A 14737-nucleotide genomic window follows, 5' to 3' on the forward strand; every position below is an offset into this window, starting at 1 on the left:
GTCAGACAGCGCGGGGGTCAGCCCGCGATGAATCCGCGTACATAGGTGGGGAACAGCAGCAGCGCCCAGGCCAGTGGAAGGAGCGCGACGAGCCCGGTGGTCAGCGGCAGGGCGGCGGTTCGCAGGGCCCGGCGAAGGCCGACGCCCGCGGACCGGGAGGTCTCGCGGATGTGCAGGGCACCCACCGCGAGCGTCACCATCGCGTAGGACAGGGACCCCAGGAGGCAGAGGAACACATAGCCGACCGCGGGTCCGGTCAGTTCCCCGATGACGGCCGCGCCGGACAGTACGACCGTGATCAGGAGGTAGGGGAGCATCAGGCGCAGCGGCAGCGGCTCCATGCCGTCACGGGTCTTGGGCGTCACCTTGAAGACGACCTTCTTCGGCCGCAGGCGCTGCACCAGTGCGGCCGTGACTCCCCATGCCACATACGGCCAGCGGGTCAGCCCGAACAGCCACCCCTCCCAGCTCAGCAGCGGCGCGTCGGCGGGCCGCAGCAGTCCGCGCCGCCGCAGCAGCATCGTGAGCAGGACCAGGAAGAACGACATGGACCAGAAGTGCAGGAGGAACGCCGCATAGTTGACGTTGATCCACGGGATGCCCGTGATCGCGGCCACCGGGGGCAGCAGCAGTCCGCCGGTCGTGGTCAGGGCCAGCAGGGGGTAGTACGAGAGGGCGAAGGCGAACCGCAGCCGCAGTCGGCCGGGCATCCGCCGCAGATGCTTGGGGAGCATGCCGAGCAGCATCGCCATCAGGCTCCGCGACCACTGGAACTCCTGGGTGACCATCGCGGCGAAGGTGAGCGGGCCGTCGCCGTGCGCCTCGGCGTCGATGGCGAACGCGCCCTGCCATCCGGCCGAGTTCAGCAGGAAGGTGGTCGAGAAGTCCTCGGCCAGCTCGGGTCCGAGCCCGCCGATGTCCCGCAGGGCATGGGTCCGCACGGTGTAGTGGGAACCGATGCACAGCGGGGCCAGGCCGTCGCAGTGGCCGAGCTGCATCGGGCCGTGAAAGGTGGCCTCGCGGTGCAGCCGTCCGCGGGCCGACCACGACGTGCGGGCGTTGGCGTCGCACACGCTGGGGGCGGCCACATAGCCGACCGCCGGATCGGCGAACGGCCGGACCATTTCCCTCAGGTAGCCGGGCCGGGGCACGTGGTCGACGTCGAGCTGGGCCACCACGTCGTAGTCGCGGTAACCCCAGTGGTCGTAGAAGTGCGCGAGGTTGCCCTCCTTGCACCGGGTGCGGCGGGGCCAGACGTCCCGGTGGTAGGCGGCGACACCGCGCCGGCAGGAGACACGCACGCCGTGGGCCGCGCACCAGTCCAGGAGCTCCCGGTCCGGGTCCTCGTCGCACAGCCAGACGTCGTAGGGGTGCGGGAAATCCTGGCGCAGCATCGCGCTCAGGGTGGTGCGCGCGACCTCGGCGGGCTCGGAGGGGGCCCGGGTCACCACGAACGCCGTGCGCAGCCAGGGCACTTCGACGGCGGGGTCGAAGACTCGCAGGCGCAGCACCACGACGACGAAGTACATCGGCAGCAGGGACAGATACAGCAGCAGCGCGCTGTTCACCGCGAAGCCCGTCCAGCCGGCCCGGTGCTCCGGACGCACCCACCACTCCCAGAACCACACGAGAGCGGCCAGCCAGCACACCGCGAGCAGCGCCACGGTGACCCGGTCCGCCGTGCGCAGCCGGGGAATCCAGGAGGTGGGCGCCGGTGCGAGCGATCTGCGCGGAAGGCCGAACACGGGTCCGTCGGCCGGCGCGTCGATGACGTTGCCCGACGACAGGGTCCACAGGTGGGTTCTCAGCTCCGCTTCGGTGTCCGGCGGCGGACCCGTGTCGAGGGCGGCGGGTGTCGCGAGGCGGGGATCCGTCTGGGTCACGATGCCACGGGGGTCGCACCGGACCGGCGGGGCCGCGCGGCGACCACGCCGTCCTGCTGCCCGCCCCGGATCGCCGCGAGCGCGGCGGCGACATCACCGGGCCGGTCGTCGAACCAGCGCACCGTGCGGCGCAGTCCGTCCTCGATGTCCACCTCGGGGACCCAGCCGAGACGTTCCGAGGCCCGGGCGATCGCCGGCCGACGGCGGGTGGGGTCGTCCACGGGCAGCGGATGGAACTCGACCTCGGCCCGGGAGCCCGTCAGGCCGAGAACGAGGTGGGCCAGTTCGAGTACCGTCAGTTCGACGGGATTTCCGAGATTCACCGGTCCGGGTTCGTCACGGTCCAGCATGGCGACGATTCCGCGCACCAGGTCGTCCACATAGCAGAAACTGCGTGTCTGCTTTCCGTCGCCGTAGACGGTCAAGGGCTCACCGGCCAGGGCCTGGACCACGAAACTGGAGACGACCCGCCCGTCGTGCGGACGCATGCGCGGACCATAGGTGTTGAAGATCCGGACGATTCCGGTGTTCGTTCCGCGATGTGTCCGGTAGGCCTGCGTCAGTGCCTCGGCGAACCTCTTCGCCTCGTCGTAGACGCTGCGCGGTCCGATCGGATTCACATGCCCCCAGTACGTCTCCTCCTGAGGATGCACCTCGGGGTCCCCGTACACCTCGCTCGTGGAGGCGAGTACGAAGCGCGCGTCGTGCCGGGTGGCGAGCCGGAGCGCGTTCTCCGTGCCGCGGCTGCCCACGGCCAGCGTCTGAAGCGGACGTCCGAGGTAGTCGGGGGGCGAGGCGGGGCTGGCCAGGTGAGCCACCGCGTCCACGGTGCCCCGCACATCGGCTGAACGGCTGACGTCCCCGCGGACGAGTTCGAAGGCCGGATTCCCGAGAAAGGCGGCGATGTTCGCAGGGTCGCCGGTGGAGAAGTCGTCCAGACAGACGACCTCGTCACCGCGCCGAAGGAGGGCCTCGCAGAGATGCGAGCCGAGAAACCCACCGCCACCTGTAACGGCCACACGCATGAATTCTCCCGGATTCACCGAAGGGACTCCGTCACTCCGCCCGGCACAGGGCGGGGAGGGCCGTTTGCCAGGACAGGAGGCGGCCTTTGCCGAGGCCGCGAATTCACCATATGTGCGTTAGTAGCACTGTCCGGAGAATGGCGAGTTGTACTGCGCCGATCAGCCGGTAGCGCCCGACGGGTAAAACGCGTTGTGCGGTCCCGCCACAGCCGGGATGCGCCGGGTGCGGGGGCGTCCGCGGGGTTTCATCCCTGGGTATGACGGCACCCGCGTGTCGGCCCGGTCCGGAGCACCGGACCGGGCGGCACGCGGGTGCCGTTCCGTCAGATCGCGGGCGCCGCTCCGCTGCCCGCGAGCACCTCCGGTCGGAGCAGGTCCGTCAGCCGTTCGGCGGGCAGCAGACCCTTCTCCAGGACCAGTTCGGCCACGCCCCGGCCGGTGGCGAGGGCCTCCTTGGCGATATCGGTGGCGGCCGTGTACCCGATGTGCGGGTTCAGCGCGGTGACCAGGCCGATGGAGTTCTCGACAGTGGCGCGCAGCCGCTCGGTGTTGGCGGTGATGCCGTCCACGCACCGCGCGGCGAGCGTGAGGCAGGCGCGCTGCAGGTGCGTGATGCTCTCCGACAAGGAGTGCAGGATGATCGGCTCGAAGGCGTTGAGCTGGAGCTGTCCGGCCTCGGCCGCCATGGTGATGGCGACGTCGTTGCCGATCACCTCGAAGGCGACCTGGTTGACGACCTCGGGGATCACCGGGTTCACCTTGCCCGGCATGATCGACGAACCGGCCTGCACCGGCGGCAGGTTGATCTCGCCGAGACCGGCACGCGGACCGGAGGAGAGCAGCCGCAGGTCGTTGCAGCTCTTGGAGAGCTTGACCGCGATCCGCTTGAGCACGCCGGACATCTGGACGAAGGCACCGCAGTCCTGGGTGGCCTCGACCAGGTTGGCCGCGGTGACCAGGGGCAGCCCGGTGATGTCGGCGAGGTGCCGGCGGGCGGCCTCGGTGTAACCGGCCGGGGCGTTGAGGCCGGTGCCGATGGCCGTGGCGCCCAGGTTGATCTCGTGGATCAGCTCGACGGCCTCGGCGAGACGGCTGCGGTCCTCGTCCAGCATCACGGCGAACGTCGAGAACTCCTGGCCAAGGGTCATCGGCACGGCGTCCTGGAGCTGGGTGCGGCCCATCTTCAGCACGTCGCGGAACTCGACGGCCTTGCGGGCGAAGGCGTCCTGGAGGACGGCCATCGCCTTGAGCAGGCCGCGCACCGCGAACACCGTCGCGACCTTGACGGCGGTCGGGTAGACGTCGTTGGTGGACTGGCCGAGGTTGACGTCCTCGTTGGGGTGCAGGTGCGCGTACTGCCCCTTGGCGTACCCGAGCAGCTCCAGCGCGCGGTTGGCCACGACCTCGTTGGCGTTCATGTTGGTGGACGTGCCGGCGCCGCCCTGAATGACGTCCACGACGAACTGGTCGTGCAGCTCGCCGGCGCGAATCTCCCGGCACGCGGCGACGATCGCGTCCGCCTTCTCCGGCGCCAGCAGGCCGAGTTCCGCGTTGGCGAGAGCGGCGGCTTCCTTGACGGCGGCCAGGGCGTCGATCAGGTGCGGGTAGGCGGAGATCGGGGTGCCGGTGATGGGGAAGTTCTCCGTCGCGCGCAGGGTGTGGACACCCCAGTACGCGTCGGCGGGGACGTCGCGGTCCCCGAGCAGGTCGTGTTCGCTTCGGGTGGCGGCGGTCATGAGGGTGCGGCCTCTTTCTGAGGTACGGAGGTGAAAGCGCCCCGAAAGGGGCGCGGGGCATTGTCGATATGCGGCTACCGCCGCGTGGGCGCGATCAACCACGAACGGCCCGCGGACCGGCGACGACCAGCAGTCCCCCAACGGCATGCGGCGAAGCGCTACGCGCAAGCGGTGAGCGGCACCGGGTCCAGCGCACGTACCGGCCGCACGCAGCCCACCGGCTCCCCGCCGCCGAGCAGCGGCTCTCCGGCGAACTCGGTCAGCAGCTCGGGGTCCACGCCCGCGCGAGCGAGCGCGGCCGCGGCAACCGGAACACGCGCCCGGTTCGCACCGTCGGCGATCTTGACGGCGATCGCACGGCCGTCGGGCAGCGCGGCCACCTGGACACCCTCGAAGCCGTCCTTGGCGAGCAGCCCGGGCACGGCCAGCATCAGCGCGGCGACATCGCGGCCGGATCCGGAGGCCATCTCGGCGTGCGAGCGCATGGCGTCGGCCACCCGGGCCTCGGGCGTGCCCGGTGCGGCCGTGGTGATGCGGGCGGCGGCGCGGGCGAGGCCGTGCAGGGAGATGGAGAACAGCGGCGCACCGCAGCCGTCCACGGTCACGCGGGCGATCTGCTGGCCGGTCAGGTCCTCCGCGATCTCGGCGACGGCCTGCTGAAGCGGGTGCGCCGGGTCGAGGTAGTCCGCCAGGGACCAGCCGTTGAGCCGGGCGGTCCACAGCATCGCCGCGTGCTTGCCGGAACAGTTCTGGGCGAGGCGGGAGGGCAGCCGGCCCTCGCGCACCCAGGCGTCCCGGACGACCGGGTCGAACGGCATGTCCGGGACGTTGCGCAGATCGTCCTCGGTGAGCCCGGCGAGTTCGAGGATCCGCCGGGTGCCGGCGAGGTGGCGCTCCTCGCCGGAGTGGCTCGCGGCGGCCAGCGAGAGCAGCTCGCCGTCGAGCGGCAGCCCGGCCCGCAGCATGGCCACGGCCTGGACGGGCTTGAGGGCCGAGCGCGGGTAGAAAGCAGCCTCGATGTCGCCGAGCTGGAACTGGACCTGGCCGTCGGCGCCGAGGACGACGACGGAGCCGTAGTGGATGCCCTCGACGACCCCGCCGCGGATGAGGTGGGCGACGGGGGCGTGGAGGGGCTCACGGACGATGGGTGCGGCCGCGGGGGAGCTGCTGTACATCACTGCCTGCTTGTCAGGGAGCGCTGCGTGGGTCACGCGTCGGCTCCGGTGGTGGACGTGCGCGCTATTCGCCCGCGGATGGCGTACCAGCCCGCGACCAGCGCTGCGACGATCAGCGGCAGGCACAGCACGGTGGTGCGTCCGGCGCCGCCGTCGGCGTACATGAGGACCAGGACGGAGGCGAGGAACGCCAGCGTCACGAGTTCGGTCCAGGGGGAACCCGGCAGCCGGTAGGAGGGCCGGGCCAGTTCGCCCTTCTGGGTCTTCTGCCAGAAGAGCAGGTGACAGAGCATGATCATGCCCCAGGTGGCGAGGATGCCGATCGCCGCGAAGTTCAGGACGATCTCGAAGGCGTCCGCCGGGACGACGAAGTTCAGGCCGACACCGAGGACACACATACCGCTGGTGAGCAGGATCCCGCCGTACGGGACCTGGCTGCGGCTCATCCGCGCGGTGAACTTCGGGGCCGAGCCGTTCACCGCCATGGAGCGCAGGATGCGGCCGGTGGAGTACAGGCCGGAGTTGAGCGAGGACATGGCCGCGGTGAGCACGACCAGGTTCATCACGCCGCCGGCGGCCGGGACGCCGATGTGGGACAGGACCGTCACGAAGGGGCTCTGACCGGCCGTGTACTTGTTCCACGGGAGCAGCATCGACAGCAGGACGACCGAGCCGACGTAGAACAGGCCCACGCGCCACATGATCGAGTTGATCGCCTTCGGCATGATCTTCTCGGGGTTCTCGGTCTCCCCCGCCGCGACGCCGACCAGCTCGACGGAGGCGTAGGCGAAGACGACGCCCTGGATGATCAGCAGCATGGGCAGCAGGCCGTTCGGGAAGACGCCGCCGTTGTCGGTGATCAGGGACGGGCCGGGGGTGGCGCCGTCGACGGGGTGCTGGGTGACCAGCAGGAAGATGCCGATACACATGAAGATCACCAGCGCGCTGACCTTCACGATCGCGAACCAGAACTCCAGTTCGCCGAAGATCTTCACGGAGATCAGGTTCACGGTGAGGACCACGCCCAGGGCTATCAGCGCGATCACCCACTGCGGGATGTCGGAGAACATGCCCCAGTAGTGGGTGTAGGTGGCCACCGCCGTGATGTCGGCGATGCCGGTGGTCGCCCAGTTGAGGAAGTACATCCAGCCCGCGGTGTAGGCGCCCTTCTCGCCGAGGAACTCCCGGGCGTACGACACGAAGGCGCCGGAGGAGGGGCGGTACAGGACGAGTTCGCCGAGGGCTCGCACGACGAGGAAGGCGAAGACGCCGCAGACGGCGTACGCCACGAACAGGGAGGGTCCGGCGTCGGCGAGCCTGCCGCCCGCGCCGAGGAAGAGGCCGGTGCCGATGGCACCGCCGATGGCGATCATGTTGACGTGCCGGGACTTCAGCGACTTGCTATAGCCGGCGTCTCCGGCGTCGACATGGCCGGACGAGGGGCGCGTCTCGTCTTTGAGGTGCTGCTCGCTCACGCCTCGGGTCCGCCTTCCGTGGGGAGGTCCGTGCGCCCGGGGCGCACGATGTCGGTGAGGGTCGTCTCGACGCGGTCGAGGTGATGGCTCATGGCCTCGACGGCGTCGTGCTCGGAACCGTCGATCAGCGCTTCGACGATGGCACGGTGCTCGCGGTTGGACTGCTCGCGGCGCCCGCCCAGTTCGTTGAGGAAAGCCGACTGACGCGCCAGTGCGTCGCGGATCTCCTCGATGACCCGGCGGAAGACGGGGTTCTGGGCGGCCTCGGCCACGGCGAGATGGAAGAGGGTGTCCATCGCGACCCACGCGGTGGTGTCCGTCTCCCCTTCCATGCGGTCCAGGAGGTGGGCCATGTGGTCCAGGTTCTCCGGGGTGCGGCGTACGGCCGCGTATCCGGCGACCGGGATCTCGATGTGACGGCGCACTTCGAGCAGGTCGCTGGCCGCGTAGTCGCCGAAGGTGGGGTCCTCGACGGCGCTCGCCACGACGAAGGTGCCCTTGCCGGTCCGGGAGACCGTCAGGCCCATCGTCTGCAGCGCGCGCAGCGCCTCGCGGAGCACGGGCCGGGACACCTCGAGGGTGCGGCACAGCTCGGCCTCGGAGGGGAGCTTGTCGCCGATCGCGTACTCGCCGCGTTCTATGGCGCCGCGGAGGTGGCCGAGGACCGCTTCCATGGCGCTGACGCGCCGCGGGGCCGAGCCACCTGTCTGGCTGTCTGACAGGTTCACGGAGCGATCCTGCGGGTTGCGGGAGGAAACTGTCAAGGCATCGCGTAAGGAAACATTCACGGGGTGCGGCGCCTGAATGCAGGCATCCGCACCCCGTGGGTGATCAGAGGCTTCGCTCAGCTGCTGAGCGTGCCGCTGGAGAGCAGGGCGATCAGGCCCGCGCCGATGACGATCCGGTAGATCACGAAGGCGTTGAAGGAGTGCTTGGCGACGAACTTCAGCAGCCAGGCGATGGAGGCGTAGGCGACCACGAAGGACACGATCGTGCCGACGGCCAGCGGGGCGGCGCCGACGCCCGCGCCGAGGGCGTCCTTCAGCTCGTAGATGCCCGCGCCGGTCAGGGCCGGGATGCCGAGGAAGAAGGAGAGGCGGGTGGCGGCGACGCGGTCCAGGTCCAGGATGAGCGCGGTGGACATGGTGGCGCCGGAGCGGGAGAAGCCGGGAAAGAGCAGGGCGAGGATCTGCGAGCAGCCGACCAGCATCGCGTCCTTGAAGGAGGTGTCGTCCTCACCGCGCTTGTGCCGGCCCATCTGGTCCGCGCACCACATGACGACGGAGCCGGCGATCAGGGAGCCGGCGACCACCCAGAGCGAGGCGAGCGGGCCGTCGATCAGCGGCTTGGCGGCCAGGCCGACCAGGACGATCGGGATGGTCGCGTAGATCACCCACCAGGCGAACTTGTAGTCGTGGTGGTAGCGCTCCTCACGGTTGGTCAGACCGCGGAACCAGGCGGAGACGATCCGCTTGATGTCCTTGAAGAAGTACACGAGCACGGCGGCGATGGCGCCGACCTGGATGACGGCGGAGAACCCGACGACGGACTTGTCGTCGACGGGGATGTTCATGAGCCCCTCGGCGATCTTGAGGTGGCCGGTGGAGGACACGGGGAGGAACTCGGTCACCCCCTCGACCACTCCGAGGACGACCGCTTGACCGACGGTGATGGCGCTCATGGGATCCAGTTCTGAGGAAAGTTGGTCGACAGTGTTGTAGACAGTACTTGCTGCGTCCAGCCGTGCGCCACGCAGCTAGGCCCACAGGGCCCCGGCCAGGGAAACCCCGGCGAAGGCCGCTCCGAGCCCCGCCGTCACGCTCGCGACGGCGTTGACGGCAGCGTAGAGCCCGGCGCCGGCCTCGGTAAGCCGCAGGGTCTCGTAGGAGAAGGTCGAGTAGGTCGTCAGGGCGCCGCACAGTCCGGTGCCGAGCAGCAGCTGGAGGTGCGGGCCGGCGGTGCCGGCCGAGACGGCACCGGTCAGCAGGCCCAGGATCAGCGAGCCGGTGACGTTCACCACGAAGGTGCCCCAGGGGAAGAGGGAGTCGTGGCGGGCCTGGATCGCACGGTCGGTGAGATAGCGCAGGGGTGCGCCGACCATGGCCCCCAGGACGACGAGCAGCCAGTTCACAACGACTTCTCACCCTTCGGGTCCGCTTCGTCCGGGCCGGCCGCGCGGCCCACGTACCGCACGACCTCGCACTCCTCCAGGGTCACGAGGCCCTCGCCGACGAGTTCGTCCAGCTGCGGCAGGAAGGCCCGGACCCGCTCCTCGGTGTCCACGACGACGATCGCCACGGGCAGGTCCTCGCTCAGGGACAGCAGCCGGGAGGTGTGGATACGAGAGGAGGCGCCGAAGCCCTCGATGCCCCGGAAGACGCTGGCCCCGGCGAGTCCGGCGGTGTGCGCGCGGTGCACGATCTCGGAGTAGAGGGGCTTGTGGTGCCAGGTGTCGTCCTCGCCGATGTAGACGGTCAGCCTGAGGGCCCGGCCGGTGAGTGCCGTCATCGCTGCCTCCGGGTGAGCACCAGGCGGGCGGCGACCGAGGCCAGCCACACCGCCGCGAGGGCCGCGAGAAGGGTCGCGGCGAGGTAGGCCAGCCCCGTGCGGGGGTGGCCGGCGTCGACCAGTGTGCGGATGTCGACGGCGTAGGTCGAGAAGGTGGTGAAGCCGCCGAGCACTCCGGTGCCGAAGAACGGGCGGACGAGGCGGTGGGCGGCCCACACGTCGGTGATCAGCACCATGAACACGCCGATCACGGCGCAGCCGATGACATTGGTGCAGAAGGTCGCCCAGGGGAAGGTGCCCGCCGGGGTGGGCCACGCAAGGGCAAGCGCGTAGCGGGCCACGGCTCCCAGGGCGCCGCCCGCGGCGACCACCGCGACGACGGGGGCCTGGGTACGCCACTCGGGCCGCCGCGGTGGTCCGGGGCGGACGCGGAGGCTCTCGGCTTCCGGGGCTGTCATGCTCGCACGTCTCCTGTTCGGCCCTGCCCCGACGGGTGATCACGGCCGGGCACCAGGGTACCGCTCGGCGTGTCGGGCGCGCGGGCCGGTGGGGACGGCAGCGGGTGAGATGGCAGTCGGGCCGCCGTTCACCAGCCCTTCTCGAACATGCGGGCCACCTCGGCGATGCGGATCTCGTCACGCCGGTAGTGGGTGCGGCAGCGGATCCGGCGGGCGTGCAGCAGGCCGAGGCGGCTGAGGAAGTCGAGGTGGGCGGCGGCCGTCCGGCGGGAGACGCCCAGCTTGTCCGCCACCGCGCGCGCGGTGACTCCGGTCTCGGCGGGATCGCCTTGGCGCCGCGCTGCCGGGAAGTGGGCCGCCGGATCCTTGAGCCAGTCCAGGATGTCCTGTCGTGTGCGGCCCGAGGGGTTCCTCATCATTCGCCTCGCCTCCGTTCCCGGCCTCCTCGTCCGCCGTATTCCCACTCTCGCGCAGCCGACGCCGTCCAGTACCGGACTCCGCCACGCTTGTCCGGTATCGAACGGCCGTTCCCGCCAGCCCCGTTCAAGGGAACGGGAAGGGGCCCAGCCGTCCCCTTACGGCTGGGCCCCCGTCAGCGGTGGTTCAGCGGTGGCTGAACCACGTCATGGAGGAGAGCGCCTTGTCGTCGTAGCCGAACAGAGCCTGGTTCTCCCAGCCGTTGCCGGAGGTGGCGTCGGTCGGGTCCCAGCCGTTGCCGGCGACGGCGGTCCAGGTCGCCTCCCAGTAGAAGACGCCGAGGCCGCGGCCGTTCGGGACGGCCTCCACGATGCTCGCCACGTCGTTCATCCACTTGGTCTGCCCGGCCGCGGTCGCGGGGTAGCCGGAGACCAGCTCGCCGGTGGTGTCGATCTGGTTCTCCAGCGAGTCGTCCTGGGCCAGGGTGAACGGGTAGGCCGTCTCGGCGACGAACACGGGCTTGCCGTAGCGGGAGGCCGCGTCGTCCAGGGTGGTCTGGAAGTCGGAGAGCGGGCCGTGCCAGTAGCCGTAGTACGACAGGCCGATCGCGTCGAACTTCACGCCGTTGGCGACGGCCTTGTCGAACCACGCCTCGGTGCCCGTCTTGTCGCCGCCCTTGGCGAGGTGCAGGGCCACAGCCGCGGACGAGTCGACCGCCTTGACAGCGTTGTAGCCCGAGTTGAGCAGCCCGGCGAGCTGGCTCCAGTTGTCCGTCGATCCCTCGGACCACAGCATGCCGCCGTTGATCTCGTTGCCCACCTGGACCATGTCGGCGGTGGTGCCTTGAGCCTTCAACGCGTTCAACACGTCGTACGTGTGGTTGTACACGTCCGTCTTGAGCTGGCTGTACGAGTGGCCCGCCCACGCGGCCGGCTTGGTCTGCTTGCCGGGGTCGGCCCAGCTGTCCGAGTAGTGGAAGTCGACCAGCAGCTTCATGCCCTGCGCCTTGATGCGCTTGGCCATGGCCAGGACGTGCGCCTTGTCGTTGAAGCCGTCGGCCGGGTTCACCCAGACCTTCAGGCGCGCGTAGTTCATGCCGGAGGACTTCAGGATGGACAGCGCGTCACCGGTGGTGCCGGAACTCGTCTTGTAGACACCGCCCTTGGCCTCGCTCTTGGCGAGGGAGGAGATGTCGGCACCGTGGATGGATGTACTCGTCGTACCGGATGTGAAGGTGAGATCGTCAACGTTGATCCAGTTGCCGGCATTCGCATCACTGTTGATGCTGATGGTGCACTGGTTGTTGGTCACCTTGACCGGGGTGACGATACGGATCCACCCGCTGGACGAGATCGGCAGATCGGTGCGCTGCTCGGAACCTCCGCAGTTCTTGAGGGCTATGTAGGCGGCGTTCTGGCCCCCGCTGGACCGGACCCACGCGGTCAGCGTGTAGCTGCCGTTGGTCAGCCCCGACAGGTACTGGTACGTCTCCACCTTGTAGGCGGACGACGCGTAGTGGGTGAGGCGGTAACTCCCGCTGTGGCCACCGGACTCGGTGTAGGAGGCGCCGGTGTCGCCGTACTCGGACCAGCCGGTGGGCGCGGCCACGCCGGAACCGTCCGACTCGAAGCCGCCGTTGGCCAGGGTGCTCGCGGCCTGGGCACTCTGGGCGGGCAGGGCGGTGAGGGCGAGCCCGGCTGCGAGCGGCAGCAGCAGGACCCTGATGGTGCGTCCGGGATGGAACTTCATCGTCCGTCGTCCCTTCGACGTAACTGGGTTGGGGGTGTCCTCCGGTGGGGGCCGGAGGAGAACCCCTCCGCCCGCGGCTCTCGTGGCACTCGCGGGCGGAGGGGAGCCGGCTCAGCCGTCGAGTCGTACGACCCGCACGGCCCCCGCCGGGACCGCCAGGCGGCCCGCGGCGCGTTCGCCCGTCAGCAACTCGGTGCCGGGCGCGTCCAGCGGCACCTTGGCGTCGCCGCCGGTGTGGTTGATCACGAAGAGGTAGGTCCCCGACTCGCCGCCGCGGCGCACGACTTCGACGTCCCGGGGCAGGTCGGCGCGCGAGGCGATCCGGGCGTCGTCGGCGGCCCAGCCGATCAGCGCGTCCAGGCCGTGGGCGTCGAGGCGGGTGGAGACGTACCAGGCGGTGCCCTCGCCGAGGCGGTGCCGGGTGAGAGCCGGGTGGCCCGCGGTGAGCCCGTCGGCGTACGTCCACACGGTCTCGGCGCCGCGCGGCACCACGAACTCCGTCCACACGTCGCCGGTCAGCTCGGAGCCGTCGGGACCGGTCAGGCGGACCCGCTCGTCCTTCAGCAGTGGGGAGAACTCCTCCACGGTCAGGCCGAGGACGTCGCGCAGGGTGCCCGGGTAGGCGCCGTCGTGCACGGCGTCGTGCTCGTCGACGATGCCGGAGAAGTACGACACGACGAGCGTGCCGCCGTTTTCGACGTACTCCCTGATGTTGTTCCCGGCCGCTTCCGTCATCAGGTACAGGGCCGGTACGACGACCAGGGGATAAGCCGACAAGTCGGCTTCCGGGTGGGCGAAGTCGACCGTGAGGTGGCGGTCGTAGAGGGCCTCGTAGAAGGAGTCGGCGCGTTCGCGCGGGTCGTGGTCCTCGCTGGGCCGCCAGGCGAGGTTCTGCGCCCACCAGGACTGCCAGTCCCACAGCACGGCCACGTCGGCCTCGGTGCGGGTGTCGCGGATCGTGCTCAACGAGTCGAGTGACGCGCCGAGTTCCACGACCTCGCGCCACACGCGGGTCTCGGTGCCGCCGTGCGGAAGCATCGAGGAGTGGAACTTCTCGGCGCCGCGCCGGGACTGGCGCCACTGGAAGAACATCGCCCCCTCGGAGCCGCGGGCCACGTGCGCGAGGGAGTTGCGAGCCATCTGGCGGGGAGCCTTGGCGGGGTTGCGGGGCTGCCAGTTGACGCCCGAGGTGGAGTGCTCCAGCAGCAGCCAGGGGGCGCCGCCCGCGACGGAGCGGGTGAGGTCGGCGGCCATCGCCAGGTTGACGTGGGTGCGGCGGCCGTCGGTGATCAGGTAGTGGTCGTTGGTGACGAGGTCGACCTCGCGGCCCCAGGCCCAGTAGTCCAGGGAGTCGCACTGGCTGAGCGCGGTCATGAAGTTGGTCGTCACCGGGACGCCGGGCGAGAGGCGGTGCAGGATGTCCCGCTCGGCGCGGAAGTTCTCGCGGATGGTGGCGTCGGCGAACCGCTTGTAGTCGAGGGCCTGGCCCGGGTTGCCGACGGTCGGGGTGGCCCGGGGTGGGTTGATCTGCTCCAGGTCCGTGTAGCGCTGGCCCCAGAAGGCCGTGCCCCAGGCCTCGTTGACCGCCTCCACCTTGCCGTAGGTGCCGGCGAGCCAGCAGCGGAAGTGGGCGGCGCAGGAGTCGCAGTAGCAGGCCGAGACGGGGACGCCGTACTCGTTGTGCACGTGCCACATCGCGAGCGCCGGGTGGTCGCCGTAGCGCTCGGCGAGCTCGGTGGTGATGCTCGCGGCGGCGGCGCGGTAGTCGGCGTTGCTGTGGCAGATCGCGCCGCGCGAGCCGAACTCGTAGCGCACGCCCTCCGCGGTGACCGGCAGGGCCTCGGGGTGCGCCCGGTAGAACCAGGCGGGCGGCACCACGGTGGGCGTGCCGAGGTCGACGCGGATGCCGTTCTCGTGCAGCAGCGCGAGGATCCGGTCCAGCCAGCCGAAGTCGTACTCCCCGGGGGCGGGCTCCAGCAGGGCCCAGGAGAAGATCCCGACGCTGACCATCGTGACGCCGGCCTCCCGCATCAGCCGGACGTCCTCCTGCCAGACGCTTTCCGGCCACTGCTCGGGGTTGTAGTCCCCACCGAAGGCGAGCCTGGTGAGGCCCCTGGGGGTGGTCTCCGGCATGGATCTCTCCCGATGAATCGATCATTTGGGAACGTGCACACACAACGGAGGCGGTGCGAGCCCAACATAACCGCACAGCAACAACCATTGACAAGTGTCCGGGATGTTTCTCTACTGTGAACGCTCACAGAAGCATGGCAGGGCCATCCGACGCCGGAGGAGCCGGGTCATGTGAACG

The 14737-nt window shown here is 70.1% G+C and carries 13 protein-coding genes; all 13 read right to left on the bottom strand.

All coding sequences use genetic code 11. The features are described from left to right. Window positions 1-17: 17 nt before the first annotated feature. Entirely contained in the window at window positions 18-1883 is a 1866-nt protein-coding gene (locus AQI88_RS16075) for a glycosyltransferase (RefSeq protein ID WP_066998773.1), read from the bottom strand. After that, window positions 1880-2908, bottom strand: a complete 1029-nt coding sequence (locus AQI88_RS16080; RefSeq protein ID WP_079057593.1) for a UDP-glucuronic acid decarboxylase family protein — start codon at window positions 2906-2908, stop codon at window positions 1880-1882. The genes AQI88_RS16075 and AQI88_RS16080 overlap by 4 nt, the downstream gene beginning before the upstream one ends. Before the next feature lie 323 nt (window positions 2909-3231). Further along, complete coding sequence (gene aspA / locus AQI88_RS16085) at window positions 3232-4644, bottom strand: aspartate ammonia-lyase (protein WP_066998776.1); 1413 nt, start codon at window positions 4642-4644, stop codon at window positions 3232-3234. Window positions 4645-4802: 158 nt separating this feature from the next. After that, a complete protein-coding gene (locus tag AQI88_RS16090; protein ID WP_066999177.1) occupies window positions 4803-5819 on the bottom strand; it encodes an asparaginase in 1017 nt (338 codons plus the stop codon). A gap of 32 nt (window positions 5820-5851) precedes the next feature. Beyond that, window positions 5852-7294, bottom strand: a complete 1443-nt coding sequence (locus AQI88_RS16095; RefSeq protein WP_066998778.1) for an amino acid permease — start codon at window positions 7292-7294, stop codon at window positions 5852-5854. Further along, window positions 7291-7968, bottom strand: a complete 678-nt coding sequence (locus AQI88_RS16100) for a FadR/GntR family transcriptional regulator (protein ID WP_066998781.1) — start codon at window positions 7966-7968, stop codon at window positions 7291-7293. The genes AQI88_RS16095 and AQI88_RS16100 overlap by 4 nt, the downstream gene beginning before the upstream one ends. 170 nt (window positions 7969-8138) lie before the next feature. Next, window positions 8139-8975 (bottom strand): undecaprenyl-diphosphate phosphatase, encoded by an 837-nt coding sequence (locus tag AQI88_RS16105; RefSeq protein ID WP_066998783.1) that lies wholly within the window; start codon window positions 8973-8975, stop codon window positions 8139-8141. Between the two features lie 75 nt (window positions 8976-9050). Then, window positions 9051-9425 carry a fluoride efflux transporter CrcB gene (gene crcB / locus AQI88_RS16110; RefSeq protein WP_066998786.1) on the bottom strand — a complete coding sequence of 125 codons (375 nt, stop codon included), beginning with the start codon at window positions 9423-9425 and terminating at the stop codon, window positions 9051-9053. Next, window positions 9422-9802, bottom strand: a complete 381-nt coding sequence (locus AQI88_RS16115) for a DUF190 domain-containing protein (protein WP_066998789.1) — start codon at window positions 9800-9802, stop codon at window positions 9422-9424. The genes crcB (AQI88_RS16110) and AQI88_RS16115 overlap by 4 nt, the downstream gene beginning before the upstream one ends. After that, the gene (gene crcB, locus AQI88_RS16120) at window positions 9799-10260 is read right to left on the bottom strand and encodes a fluoride efflux transporter CrcB (RefSeq protein WP_066998792.1); all 462 of its coding nucleotides are present in this window, start codon (window positions 10258-10260) and stop codon (window positions 9799-9801) included. The genes AQI88_RS16115 and crcB (AQI88_RS16120) overlap by 4 nt, the downstream gene beginning before the upstream one ends. 128 nt (window positions 10261-10388) lie before the next feature. Next, complete coding sequence (locus AQI88_RS16125; RefSeq protein ID WP_066998795.1) at window positions 10389-10679, bottom strand: helix-turn-helix domain-containing protein; 291 nt, start codon at window positions 10677-10679, stop codon at window positions 10389-10391. 184 nt (window positions 10680-10863) lie between these two features. Further along, window positions 10864-12426 (bottom strand): glycosyl hydrolase 53 family protein, encoded by a 1563-nt coding sequence (locus tag AQI88_RS16130; protein WP_066998798.1) that lies wholly within the window; start codon window positions 12424-12426, stop codon window positions 10864-10866. Between the two features lie 111 nt (window positions 12427-12537). Then, a complete protein-coding gene (locus AQI88_RS16135; protein ID WP_066998801.1) occupies window positions 12538-14559 on the bottom strand; it encodes a beta-galactosidase in 2022 nt (673 codons plus the stop codon). Between the last annotated feature and the right edge of the window lie 178 nt (window positions 14560-14737).

The organism is Streptomyces cellostaticus, from assembly GCF_001513965.1.
GTDB lineage: Bacteria > Actinomycetota > Actinomycetes > Streptomycetales > Streptomycetaceae > Streptomyces > Streptomyces cellostaticus.